Below are 12,084 nucleotides of genomic sequence, written 5' to 3' on the forward strand. Positions count from 1 at the left end.
GTCCCACAACATCCCGGCACCAAGCTTAGCGCTGTGTACTAACAACCATAGCGCTCAACGCCTCTTTCATTTCCGATTCGTTGAATTCAGGCTTGCACGTAAACCCAGGCACTGGCTCCAGACTTCAGTACAACCCCTACCCGCCGATAGTCGGCCACCTCATATTTATCGGCCGCGAACAGCTCCTGCTCCGAAATCTCAAAAACAGTGCCGACGATTTCATCCGACAGATCCCAGCTCTCTTGCACTATGGGGTGGTTGGTTTTCCCACTCGCGGCCAGCACTGCCGGATCGGTTATCTCGACCCAGTTCTGTTTGTACCCCGGCAGGCTATCAACTCGCCCTTTCAACTCGCGCCCGAAGGTGGCCAACTGGACTGCTTGATCTTGCAGGGTGCCATATGAGAACAGCAGCACCGTTTGCTCGGTTACATGGGGCATTGGAACTCCTAAGTTGTTCAGATCAGCAAGTCTTCATAAAACGCGCCAAATGGACGCTCGGGATGGGCCAGCTGAATTTCCAGAATCCACAGGCCGGTGTTCGGATATTGATCCAGATCCCCGAGGTCGCCGCCCCGATAAATCGCGTGGGGAAAATCGCTGACCCTGTGACCCTTGATGTCGAGGTTAAGCGTCCAGCCCATGGCCTGCGCTTGAGCGGCCGCAAAGTCGTAAAGCGCCACCCCCGAAACCCGCTCACTGCGCCAGAAGCTTTCGACCCGATTGAACAGCTCCTTGACCGCCGCGGCACAGGCGATCATTTCCGGATCGGAACCCGTGGTGAACGTCGCGCCGGCATCACCTTCATGTCCCTGCCACACCACCCCCATGTCGATGAAGAAAATGTCGTCGGCCCCCAGCTCGGGATCGCCGTCCGAACGCTGCTTGAAGGTTTTGAGCGTGTTACCGCCGAAACGGATTAGCAGCGGATGCCAAATCCGATCCATACCCAGTTCCGCCAGTATCTCTTTGCCTCGCAACTGCGCCTCGGATTCGCGCATGCCGGGCGTGATGACACGTGCGATCTGATCGATGGCCTTCCAGGTCATCTGCTGTGCGTGACGCATCGATTCTAGTGCATAACGCTCACCAACCGCTTCTTTGCTGATCAAGACTGTACTCATCATTCGTTCTCTTGGTAGGAAAGCGCAGGTTAAGGGCTATATAGTTTTGTATATTGCGATACTCAATATCAAAGATAAAGCCATGACCCAGGCCTCAACCTTATGAAAATCGCTGGCACCTAGACCGGTGATCAATGCAGCGCGCTGGATCGCTCGGGAACGGCCGCTTAGGGTCGGAAGCAGTCAGTCGCATGTACCTATAAATACTTGGGCCAATTCACCCTAAAGAGTTCAATGCCGACTCCCTCAATACCGTGCGACGCCTTTATGGCTTCATTGCGCCGACTCACAGGCCTTCAACGGCTCCTTCGGGTGCAATGCACAGATGTCGAAACCGTCACGCCGGGTATAGCCCGCACGCTTCATACATACAAATCGCTGGGCCATCTCTTGGAAGCTGGCATTAGGATCGATGCCGGAGCCATTTTTCTCACCGCAAGCTAGCATGGACGCCAAGACATCATTCCTGCTCGCTCCCGGCTTCTCCCATAAGTCAGCATCAGCCGTAGGGGGCTGAAAAGGCTCGCTGAAACATGCGGTGACGAGGGGGCAAATCAACAGCGCAAATGCCACATGTTTGAGCCACATGATCAATCTCCTTATTTTCTGGTGCTGACGGGCATCAGCGCGGGCTCGCCTTCCGGCTAATAATCTTGCACAGGCTCGTGTATCACTTTCATAACAGCTGTGCATAGTCGTGACACCGATGAAGATGTTACCCAACTCCTTTAACAAGCTACTGCCCTCAGGTAGCACGCTGAATCGTCCAAAATTTCGTAGGGACGACTGACCGCTTTTGGCCGATTTCTGCCTGTCGCGACCGGTTGAAACCGATATCGTCGCGACGATTCAGCCACAAAATTTTCAGCTTTTACGCAATGCGCCTCCTCTTTTGCTGTCTGTAACCCTGACTCCGCAAAAGGAAAGGCTTCATGTCGATACGCCCTCTGCTCTGCCTGCTTGCATTGCCGTTGTTCGCAGGCTGCCAGTTTTTGCCCCATACCAACTACTTTACCGCGCCCGAAAACGAGCCCAACCCTGCCTGGGTACGTATCGTCGACTACACGCAGCACGCCGAAATTTACCAATACGAAAACGGCAAACGTTCGGGCGGCGCCGTTCGCACCGGCCCCCTGCCGTTCACCCACACACAGGACGTGGGCATGCCAAAGGCAGGGCAAGACCTTACATGGGACTATTACGAAACGCAGATCCGACCCGGTATCGAAACGCAAGTGGATCTATTCTGGGAGGGGACACGCACTCGTTCCTGCTATGTCTCGACTAAGTTCACGCCCCAAGCCGGACGCTATTACCAGTTCAGGCTGACATCCGGCTCATCAGGCAACTGTAGGTTATACGCATCACTGATCGAGCGCGACAAGGAAGGAAGCGGTTGGCATCTCACGCCAAACCCGCAGGTGACCTATAACGGCGATGGACCGACGGCCAAAACCCATTACGAGAACAGCCGCTTTGAGAACCCCAATTATCGTCCACCCGCGGATCTCTATCCGGGGATAGACGTTTACTAAACAGGTAAACGACTACAAGGAATCGTTGATTGGCTAGCGCAAAATACTTCCGAATGATCGGTGAGCGAGCCTCAGAGGATCTGTTTGCATGGTCGGCATTTGTCGTGCAAACAGAATTCCTATGGCAAGACACGGCGTCACTCCAGGACGCCGTCGCTTGGCAGCGTGTTTGGTTCGAGCTGGAAATACTCAACGGGCTTGCATTGGCGCAATGGGAGGATGAGGGAAAGCCTGATAACTGGTCGTGCCGCTGGAACGCCGACTATCGACAAGAAGCGGCGGTCCTGGCGAATGAGTTGTTGGAGCTGCTGTGCGATGCAGTCTGTTCAAAACATGCCGAATAGAAACTCGGCTGCTCAATGAACCTTTGTCTTTGGGGACTTGTCATTACGAAAATGGGCATGACCCGGTATATCCGGCTAGACCTGTCGCAAGGTGAGTATATGGAAGACATAGATGATTTTAGATTTAGATGCCACGAGCTACTAGTTGAGCTTGATGCCGCCAGTACCAAAATGATGATGATTGAATCGCCCCGATTTTCATAGACGCTTTCAAGTTTCTAGGAAGGGCTGCTAACCCTGCGTAACTGTCCGCTTTTGGCCGAGAGTGAACACTCATAACTTTGCAGCTGGTTACAAAACACCTGCTGCTACGCTGTTGACTCCAACAGAGGAACGCCGATGCCAAACTCAGATCTACTCCCCTCCCTGCTCTCGAAGCTATACGAAAATCAATTAGCCCTTGAAGCCTCCATCATGGAGCTATCGAACTGGGTTGAGCAGCGTGGCTCTGCCGAGGTCGCAGAAAATATCCGGGGAGCGCTGCACACCATCGACGACAACGAAGAGTTCATCAAATTGACGCTCGCAGTTCTCATGGCACCGGAGTAATCGCTACTTGCAGGCCACTGACCAGAGCTGGTCCAGCTTGGTGGTGTAGCTCTGGCTCATCATCTCGCGCCGCATGCCCCAATCGGGGTTCGTAGGCACGCTGGCCGACCTTAGCGTTCCCCTTCCCCACCTGTCATTGATCTGGTCCAGTACGGTCATCACTCTGGTCGCCTCGGTCGGCTGAGACACCGCGAATAGATCATCCGTGTATTCACCTGGCTGGCACAGGTTGAGCAACATCACCTCGGCCTTGCTGTAGTTGAAGCCTGGACGGTAGATATGGTCGAGCGCATCAACCGCCGCCTTGGTGAGTAATCGCACATCGTCGGTTGGATACGGCATGTCCACCACAACCCCGTTCGCGTATTTCGCCTCGTCCGGATTGAACATGCCGGTGCGGATGCAGACCCGGACTTTCTTGCAGAGCGAGTTCTGTGCCCGGAGCTTTTCCGAGGCTCGCATCATGTAGGTGGCCACCGCCTCCTTGATCGGCGCAAGCTCGGTAAGGCGCTTTCCAAACATGCGGCTGCAGCAGATTTCCTGCTTGGGTGGGTCGGGCTCATCCAAATCGAGGCAGGAGGTGCCTGCCAGTTCCCGCGCGGTCTTTTCGATCACCACGCTGAATTTCTTGCGGAGCGTCCAGGGGTCGGACCTGGCCAAGTCCATCGCGGACTTGATGCCTAGAGCGTCCAGATGGAGCTTCATTTTTCGGCCAACACCCCAGACCTCGGCCACATCAGTATTGCGCAGCACCCAGTCCCGCTTAATCGGATCGGTGATGTTCACCACACCGCCCGTCTGCGCTTGCAGCCGCTTCGCGGTGTGGTTTGCAAGCTTGGCGAGCGTCTTAGTGTTCGCGATTCCCACGCCGACGGGGATACCGGTGCACCGCAGCACCTGGGCGCGGATCTGCCGGCCGAGAGCGTCGAGCCCGCCAATTCCGGTGAGGTCGGCGAATGCTTCGTCGATGCTGTAGATCTCGACGGCGGGCACCATCGATTCAATAAGCGTCATCACGCGCTCGCTCATGTCGCCGTAGAGCGCATAGTTCGAGGAAAACGGGATGATTCCGTGTTGCTTGAGCTTGTGCTTGATCTGGAAATACGGCTCGCCCATCTTGATAAAGGGCTTGGCGTCGTAGCTTCGAGCAATAACGCAGCCGTCGTTGTTGCTCAGCACTACAATCGGCGTTTTGGCGAGATCTGGACGGAACACACGCTCGCAACTGGCATAGAAACTGTTGCAGTCGATCAGGGCGAAGACTGGGGAGTTAGACATGGCTGCGGACTGTGCTCGTGATCACACCCCAGATCGATAGCTCGTCGCCTTCCAGTACATAGCGCGCCGGGTACTTCGGGTTTTCGGACAGTAAGATCACTTCCTTTCCGCGCTTGCAGAGGCGCTTGCACATGGGGTCGTTGTTTAGGAGGGCCACCACAATGTGGCCGTGTGCAGGCTCAATTGAGCGATCCACCACCGCCAGATCACCCTCGAATATCCCAGCGCCCTGCATGCTCTCACCTGTGATCATCACCAGGTAAACATGGGGCGCCCTGATGTTAAGCACTTCATCCAGAGAAATATGCTGCTCAATGTGATCGGCCGCAGGCGATGGAAAACCAGCCGGTACATGAAACGAGCAAAGAGGCAGTTTTGCGCCTCCTTCAGCTATTGGACCCAGGATGTTGAAGCTCATGGCGGTGCCTTATGCGGATACTGTACGAATATACAGTTAACTTTGTAAGCGGCTTGCGGTCAATTTCTCTATGGGGGATTTCGACAGGCGGAGGCGTATCTATGTGCGGTCGATTCGTGCAGTACGAGGGAATGGCGATCTACATAGAGGAATTGAGCCCTCAGATCGAATTGTTCAGTGGCTACGATGCACAACCGATCAATCGGTTTAACGTGGCGCCCACGACGCGTGTGCATCTGCTGCACAGCAAAGAGGATGAGTTGCACATTGACGCTGTGCAATGGGGGTGGGCGCCGTTCTGGGCGAAAGGAAAGCGCCCTGATCCGATAAATGCTCGGGTCGAAACCGTGACCACTGGCAAGTTCTTCAAACAGCTTTGGCCAACTGGCCGCGCGATTGTACCCAGCGAAGGCTGGTATGAATGGGTTAAAGACCCGGACGACCCGAAAAAGAAACAGCCCTACTTCATCCGACTGAAAAGCAGAAAGCCGATGTTCTTTGGAGCCTTGGCTCAAGTAAACCCAGGTCTTGAACCGCATGAGGGCGACGGCTTCGTCATCATCACTGCTGCCAGTGACCAAGGCATGGTGGACATACATGACCGTCGGCCACTGGTACTTGCCCCGAAACACGCCAATGAATGGCTTGATCCAGATCTTTCACCGGCACGCGCAGAGGAAATCGCGAAAGAGCTGTGTCAGCCGACCGAAGAGTTTGAGTGGTTTCAGGTTGGGAGGGCTGTTGGCAATGTCAGGAACCAGGGATCGGAGCTTATCGAGCCGTATCCATCAACTGAAAAACCACATGACGAACACGACGGCTGAGACCCAGCCGAGGGTGAGCAGGAATGAAATGCCTGCAAGCCGCTTATCCATTGTGCCCTGTCCATATCCAATGATACCGGAGAGTTCTGCTGTGCGCTCTGCCTGTAATCGCTCGCACATAGCATGGCACGTCCCGGACGTGGCGCTACCAAAACGGGCCAAATTCAGCGGACAGAGTGCAAACGCAATTACTTAGCGCGCAATTATTTAGCGCTTCTATCACTCCAATGCATTCTTTTGCGTTCCTCGTTTCTGCCTTAAGCCTGCAAGCTGTAAATGGAATTCACTGTGCCGCATGAAAAGGCTGCCTTTGTTCGTGATCAGCAAAATGACGTGGAAATGCCACGCCACCAAATCCGGCCTTCGGAGGCCTATATGAAATTGAGATCCTTAAGTATCGCGCGAAGAGCCTTCGTCTGTTTTGGCCTAATCACATTCCTGCTAATCAGCTTGGCAGGCTTCTCTTATCTTCAAATTGATCGGCTGCGTGCTACAGAGCAGGACATTGAGCAAAACTCCCTCCCAAGTATCCAAGTCATTGACGACATCCAGATCGCCCTCCTTCACGCCCGCCTTGAAAGTATCCGCATGCTCTCAAGTACCACGAAAGATGTGCATGATTTCTCACTGTCAAAGGTCGAAGAATCTATGCAGACACTTCAGGTAAAAACTGATTTTTATCGTGCACATTTAATGTCTGGTGAGCAGGACGAAATCCAGTTCGCGAAGTCTAACCAGGCTATGCATGCGTACATCGAAGGTCTCAAAAAAGTAATCGCTTTAGATTCATCCGATCATGATCAGGCTGTCATTTTTGCCAACACAGAGCAGGCAAATAGAGCCAACACCTATCAAGAGCAGCTGACGCTTCTGCGAGACCAAAATACACGCCAAGCCGAGGTATCTGGGGTCGACGCGACCGACGTATATAACCATAGCGTCAAAGTTTTGATAGCGGTGCTAATCGTGGCATTTATCTTAACTATAGCGCTGGCGATTTTGTTCACTAATAGCATCACTATTCCAATCAGCTCATCACTAAAATTGGCGGAGAATATCGCTGCTGGCGACCTTACTCATGATCTTGAAGTAACAGGTTCAGATGAAGCTTCGCGCTTGATGCATGCATTGAATCTGATGCAGAAAAATTTGCGACACACAATTCTAGAAATCTCGGGAGCTTCATCCCAACTGAGCACTGCTGCCGTCGAAATGACGTCGATCACTGAAAGCGCTGATCGCACACTTCAGCAGCAGAACAGTGAGATAGAGCAAGCTGCTACCGCAGTAACTGAGATGAGTGCGGCGGTTGAAGAGGTTGCACGAAACGCCAACTCCACGTCTGAAGCAGCGATGCAGTCGAGCATGGCTGCAGATCTCGGCAATCAAAAAGTCACTGAAACTTTGACGGCGATGCGTGGCTTGACGGGTTTGGTTGAAGTGTCATCAGATCAGGTAAGAGAACTTGCAGGCCAAGCGCAAGACATTAGCAAAGTTCTGAGTGTGATTAGGGCGATTGCTGAGCAAACCAACTTGCTTGCTTTGAACGCCGCAATTGAAGCGGCTCGTGCAGGAGAACAGGGTCGCGGTTTCGCAGTAGTCGCAGATGAAGTTCGAGCGCTGGCGCACCGAACGCAAACATCGACGCAAGAAATTGAACAGATGATATCCACGATTCAAGCAGGCTCATCTGCCGCGGTCGAATCAATGAAAAAAAGCACATCCGAGGTTTATAGCACGCGAGACACTGCGGAACAGGCGGGCCAGTCGCTGCGCCAAATCATTGATTCCGTGCTCGAAATTAACGATAGGAATATCCAGATTGCAACCGCTTCTGAGGAACAGGCTCACGTGGCGCGGGATGTCGATCGCAGCCTGATAAGCATCCGCGACCTTGCAGTGCAGAGCAGTGAAGGCACTCGGCAAACGCTTACAGCCAGCAACGAACTTTCTCGTCTGGCCGTCAACCTAAACGATTTAGTTCTTCGATTCAGAACATAGGAAATGGGTCAGCCAACTCTAGCTTTGTTGCCCAATCTCTCATAAGCCAATACGGCACGCCCAGCTAAACACAGCATAGGTGGAATATGGTTAGCCCTGAAGTCACCTTGCACTCTATGCTGAGTTTAGATGAACGATCAGCTTTAGCTGAAATTGAGGCGATCTCCAGCATTTTAAAACTCGTAACACGCCTTACGGGAATGCGATTTGCTGGGATCGCGAAGTTCACCGAAACAGACTGGGTGGTCTGCTCAGCTCACGACCCGTTGCATATGGGGATAGAGGCTGGTGACACGCTAGAGCTGGAAATCACGCTCTGCAGCGAGCTCAGGAGAGACCCTAAGGCACTATTTATTCCTAAAATCAGCGAAGACGGCAGATACTCCAGTCGTGCAGTGGTTAAACGGTATGCGATAGAAAGTTATGCTGGTGTTCCTATCTTCCTTCCCGATGGTAGGTTATATGGTGCTCTATGCGCCCTAGATTCGCGCTCGATACTATTTGAAGACCCGGAGCTGGAAGAAACTTTAGCTTTATTTGCAACGTTGATAGGGTGCGTTTTTTTCACTAACCCGCTGCTGAATGAGTCCGAATAACACGGCTTATCTCATGCGAACTATTCAATTTCAATGAGTTTGGTTTATAGCTCGGACGTAATCTTGGCATGCTCGTAATGCTATCAACCCATTATCACCTTCATCGGTTATGGCGATAATTCTTTGAGCATGCGCTGGGTCAAGTTGGGCTCGACGGGTTGCATGAACCACGCTGAAGGCGCCGGGGGCGCAAGGCACGTCGCAGCCACTGGCTGGATCCTCGAGGAGGACTGACAGCCGGACATCAGCAGTGGCAAGGCGATCGCGCATGCGAGCCTGATCACGTTGGGCATCGGATAATTCCTTTATGTGTTTTTGGTCCTGCGCGGCCAGTTGCCGCTCAGTGGCCAGGCGTTTGTCCTGTTGAGTTCTGGCCTGGGCGGCCGCGGCATTGCTGATCGCCGCCAGGTCATCCTTATGCAAGCCTGCCTGCTCGGCGAGTTTCTTGCCCATTCGCCAGTCCTGGACCTGCCAGGTGACGCCGGCGGCGCTGGCCATTAGCACAAGGATCAGCAGCACCAGCCCGGCTAGCTTCTGCACGGGCGTCATCACGGTACATCCTTGAAGAAGACGTGGTGCCCGAGGCGCAGCGTCTGCTTGGCCTTCGCCGCCCAGACCGGCGCCTTGGGCATCGTGGTTGCGTAGTAGTGCGTGGCACCGCCAGTTGGATCCGGTACCGAGCCAGACATAACTTGGTCGGCAGCCCGCTGGGCCTGAGTGAACTGCGCAGCAGGGATCGGTTTGGCGCCGCAGAGGTAGGCATGGTTCGGGTCGTTCTGGTTCCAGCAGCTGAACTGCCATGGCTTCAGGCACACGCCCGCGTAGCCCTCCCCCCACCAAGACTTGTCGTTGCCGTCGAACACACGGTTGCGGATGGTCCAGGCCACAGCGACTTGGCCGTCCAGCCCTTCGCCGCGTGCCTCGCCCCATAACGTGCGCGCCAGGATGTCCCGGTCTTTTTCGGAATTGGTCATACTTTTCTCCAGGCAATAAAAAACCCGCTCGTGGCGGGTGTGGGTGTCGCGCCATAACTCAATTGAGCGGAGCAGGTGCAAGACGTGAGATCGTCGCCCGTGCAGCAGTGCGCGCCATGGAAATTTCGCTAGGAATGGGCGTGCCATCCTCAAGCAGCGCAAAGGCGTGCCAGTTGGTTTCGCGCAGGTAAGCACGCGCCTGCTCAAGATCCAGTTGGTCTGCAACGTCCTGAGCAGTCTTCACCGGCTCAAGCTTGGATAGATCCACCATCCTGAGGTACCTCCAATAATTCGCTCGCTTCGACAGCCACAAGGGCCGCAGGTGGCGCGGTATCGGGAAACTTTACCGGGCCGCTGCGCGCGTCCAAGATTAATGGTTGCGCCGGGTTTCGGTACTCTTCAGGACTTTCCCAGGTGACAGGGAGACGGAGAGTGAAGTGCAGTGTCTTGCCTATACGCTCCACGTAATCCGACTCTACAAAAAACTTATTGCCGACGGCGCTGCCTGGCAGGCGGTAACCACTTGGGATGCCGGAGAGGTCGATAGCCTCGCCGTTGATAGTGATAACGTCGCCCTGCACGCTGGCCTCCAGCGTGTCGCCCATGAGCGCTGCCCAAAGTCTGATCTTCATTTCCAAGTACCCCGCACCGATACGTTTATTTCAAATGCCTGGGCGGTTGCACCGTTCCTGACCGCGTACAGTATTGAACTAGTCGACGCTGCCCGCTGGAAAACTACTCCATACGAGTCACCCGTAGATTGGGCGTTACAGGTCAGCCCCGGCACCATGTTTGCGGTGTTGAGAAACGTGACAGGCAAGGTCAGAGTTTGGTATCCAAAACTGTTGGCAGCCTGACTTGCTAAGGCCATCTTTCCGGTTACACACATCGTGCCGTTAGCAAACTTTTCAACACGGAAGCCGCTAACCACCGCGCTGGAGATGACTCCACCCGCATCTGACTGCGGGTCATTGCTCATATTGAAGCCAGTAACGTAAGGAACCCATCCGTTCCAGTCAGCCGCGGCAGCAGTAGGGTTAGCTACTTTGGCACTCCGTTGCCAAAGAGCATTACCGTAAATTGGACGAACTTCCTGGTATGGGTAGAGACCTCTCCCCTTAACAGAAATCAAGTGCGCGGGGACAATTGGGGCATTCGTCGGGGCAGTGCCGGAACCGTAGAAGTACTCACCGGGCTGGGTAAGAGTGTTGTAATCCTGCCCCGGCGTGATTGGTAGAGCATCCCCAAGACCCAGCCACCCAGGAATCAGTAGCCGTCCTGCAGTGCGGTCTGTAAGTGAGGTTGCGGGAACCAGGGCCAATTCTGCCTGCATACCTGCGATATCGCTCCGGGCAAGAAGTGCGCGGGCTTTGCTTGTGATTACTGCAAGGGATAGAGCCCCCGCCCCAGTAAAGTACGGGAGGCGATCAGCGGCACCAACAAGGCTCGACAAGGCAGCAAGGTTGTTGTTCTTGTCCTGCTTAGTTTCAGGAATTGTTGCAATAACTTTTGTTGCTGCGCGCAACTGGTCTGCGGAATCTTTGTTGTAGCCCTGCACGGGCATCACGGCATAGATACCGCTACCGAGGGTGGGCCCCAGATAATTGGTGGCAATAGATAGCGCCGTATCGCTTGCGATGTTGTTGATCTCGTACCACGCACCATCTGGTCCACGGAATCCATCGCCTACACGAGCATTGGCGATAAAGGCCGTACCCGTACCGATAACAGCGGTCGAGCCATTCGTGACGGCAACAGTGCCAGCCCTATACCAACCCATAATTTTCTCCAGGCAATAAAAAACCGCACATGGCGGCTATAGAGTTCTACTAATTATTCCAGCAGCTAAGAGATTGGCTTAGCGAAAACAACAGGAATATAAAGTGATGTTGTCAAATCAACTCCCACAGACTGAATTACAAGTCTGTCGTTCTGATAATCCCAGACAGCATACATATTGCCTTGCCGGGAAGTGCCGCCAGCAATATCCATTGCAATATTATTGAGTAGCATATAATCCCCGGACGCGAGACTCGATGCGGCAGTCCAGCTCAGACGAGAAGTCCCTTGCCCAGTGGAGGATGAGCCGAGATAGGTCCATCCGGTTATCGTTCTCGTAAACTGTGCGCAGGGAGTACCGCTGTCAAATAGAAGATTCGCTGACCCATCCCAAATTCGGAATCCAAACTTTGCAGTTGGTTCTGACTTAAAGGCAGCGGCAAACCAATTTCCAGAAGTGCCATGACCCACAATCCCTGAAAAAGAAAATCCCGTCCAAGCTCCAGCCGATCCCTGCACCACACAAAAACATAGAGTTACCGATAGGTTCGGTCTTACGAAAACTAAGGGAGGCTCATTTGTTGTAATTGCTTTAGAGAATGGTACGTAGACGCCAGATCCGTTACCGCTCCACGCCCCCTTCTCCAGAACAACAAGTCTCGC

Annotated in this window: 16 protein-coding genes; 6 read left to right on the forward strand and 10 right to left on the reverse strand. The window is 53.8% G+C overall.

Translation table 11 applies throughout. The features are described 5' to 3' along the window. Positions 1-86 precede the first annotated feature (86 nt). The 3 genes from AB4N82_RS26500 to AB4N82_RS26510 all read right to left on the reverse strand — a co-directional run bounded on the left by AB4N82_RS26500 (position 87) and on the right by AB4N82_RS26510 (position 1,711). On the reverse strand, positions 87-440 hold the full coding sequence (locus tag AB4N82_RS26500) for a gamma-glutamylcyclotransferase family protein (RefSeq protein ID WP_460103814.1): 354 nt from the start codon (positions 438-440) through the stop codon (positions 87-89). Positions 441-457: 17 nt separating this feature from the next. Then, positions 458-1,123, reverse strand: coding sequence for a M24 family metallopeptidase (locus tag AB4N82_RS26505; protein ID WP_460103816.1), 666 nt, complete (start codon positions 1,121-1,123; stop codon positions 458-460). A gap of 273 nt (positions 1,124-1,396) precedes the next feature. Then, positions 1,397-1,711, reverse strand: coding sequence for a hypothetical protein (locus AB4N82_RS26510; RefSeq protein ID WP_099602350.1), 315 nt, complete (start codon positions 1,709-1,711; stop codon positions 1,397-1,399). A gap of 344 nt (positions 1,712-2,055) precedes the next feature. Between AB4N82_RS26510 and AB4N82_RS26515 the strand changes: the two genes are divergently transcribed. The 3 genes from AB4N82_RS26515 to AB4N82_RS26525 all read left to right on the forward strand — a co-directional run bounded on the left by AB4N82_RS26515 (position 2,056) and on the right by AB4N82_RS26525 (position 3,551). Further along, positions 2,056-2,658, forward strand: coding sequence for a hypothetical protein (locus tag AB4N82_RS26515; RefSeq protein WP_015371108.1), 603 nt, complete (start codon positions 2,056-2,058; stop codon positions 2,656-2,658). A gap of 29 nt (positions 2,659-2,687) precedes the next feature. Next, complete coding sequence (locus AB4N82_RS26520) at positions 2,688-3,002, forward strand: hypothetical protein (protein WP_460103818.1); 315 nt, start codon at positions 2,688-2,690, stop codon at positions 3,000-3,002. Between the two features lie 339 nt (positions 3,003-3,341). After that, a complete protein-coding gene (locus tag AB4N82_RS26525) occupies positions 3,342-3,551 on the forward strand; it encodes a hypothetical protein (RefSeq protein ID WP_095184905.1) in 210 nt (69 codons plus the stop codon). 3 nt (positions 3,552-3,554) lie between these two features. Here AB4N82_RS26525 and umuC read toward each other — a convergent pair whose 3' ends face one another. Both umuC and AB4N82_RS26535 read right to left on the reverse strand, forming a co-directional pair. Beyond that, positions 3,555-4,829, reverse strand: a complete 1,275-nt coding sequence (gene umuC / locus AB4N82_RS26530; RefSeq protein ID WP_122822554.1) for a translesion error-prone DNA polymerase V subunit UmuC — start codon at positions 4,827-4,829, stop codon at positions 3,555-3,557. Beyond that, the gene (locus AB4N82_RS26535; protein WP_032891241.1) at positions 4,822-5,247 is read right to left on the reverse strand and encodes a LexA family protein; all 426 of its coding nucleotides are present in this window, start codon (positions 5,245-5,247) and stop codon (positions 4,822-4,824) included. Before AB4N82_RS26535 ends, umuC begins: the two co-directional genes overlap by 8 nt. Positions 5,248-5,348: 101 nt before the next feature. On the opposite strand from AB4N82_RS26535, the gene AB4N82_RS26540 reads away from it, so the two are divergent. The 3 genes from AB4N82_RS26540 to AB4N82_RS26550 all read left to right on the forward strand — a co-directional run bounded on the left by AB4N82_RS26540 (position 5,349) and on the right by AB4N82_RS26550 (position 8,668). After that, complete coding sequence (locus AB4N82_RS26540) at positions 5,349-6,071, forward strand: SOS response-associated peptidase family protein (protein WP_460103821.1); 723 nt, start codon at positions 5,349-5,351, stop codon at positions 6,069-6,071. Between the two features lie 375 nt (positions 6,072-6,446). After that, positions 6,447-8,072 carry a methyl-accepting chemotaxis protein gene (locus AB4N82_RS26545; RefSeq protein ID WP_460105175.1) on the forward strand — a complete coding sequence of 542 codons (1,626 nt, stop codon included), beginning with the start codon at positions 6,447-6,449 and terminating at the stop codon, positions 8,070-8,072. Between the two features lie 86 nt (positions 8,073-8,158). Further along, positions 8,159-8,668 (forward strand): GAF domain-containing protein, encoded by a 510-nt coding sequence (locus tag AB4N82_RS26550; protein ID WP_122753962.1) that lies wholly within the window; start codon positions 8,159-8,161, stop codon positions 8,666-8,668. A gap of 30 nt (positions 8,669-8,698) precedes the next feature. On the opposite strand, the gene AB4N82_RS26555 is transcribed toward AB4N82_RS26550, so the two are convergent. The 5 genes from AB4N82_RS26555 to AB4N82_RS26575 are packed head-to-tail and all read right to left on the reverse strand — an operon-like array spanning position 8,699 to position 11,422. Continuing rightward, entirely contained in the window at positions 8,699-9,217 is a 519-nt protein-coding gene (locus AB4N82_RS26555) for a lysis protein (protein ID WP_460103823.1), read from the reverse strand. Next, positions 9,217-9,642, reverse strand: coding sequence for a cell wall hydrolase (locus AB4N82_RS26560; RefSeq protein ID WP_460103824.1), 426 nt, complete (start codon positions 9,640-9,642; stop codon positions 9,217-9,219). Before AB4N82_RS26560 ends, AB4N82_RS26555 begins: the two co-directional genes overlap by 1 nt. Positions 9,643-9,700: 58 nt before the next feature. Next, on the reverse strand, positions 9,701-9,913 hold the full coding sequence (locus tag AB4N82_RS26565) for a hypothetical protein (RefSeq protein WP_460103826.1): 213 nt from the start codon (positions 9,911-9,913) through the stop codon (positions 9,701-9,703). Continuing rightward, positions 9,891-10,274: a hypothetical protein gene (locus AB4N82_RS26570; protein ID WP_460103828.1), complete on the reverse strand. Its 384-nt coding sequence runs from the start codon at positions 10,272-10,274 to the stop codon at positions 9,891-9,893. The genes AB4N82_RS26565 and AB4N82_RS26570 overlap by 23 nt, the downstream gene beginning before the upstream one ends. Further along, positions 10,271-11,422: a pyocin knob domain-containing protein gene (locus AB4N82_RS26575; protein ID WP_460103830.1), complete on the reverse strand. Its 1,152-nt coding sequence runs from the start codon at positions 11,420-11,422 to the stop codon at positions 10,271-10,273. Before AB4N82_RS26575 ends, AB4N82_RS26570 begins: the two co-directional genes overlap by 4 nt. Positions 11,423-12,084: the final 662 nt, after the last annotated feature.

This window comes from Pseudomonas sp. H1_D04 (assembly GCF_054683855.1).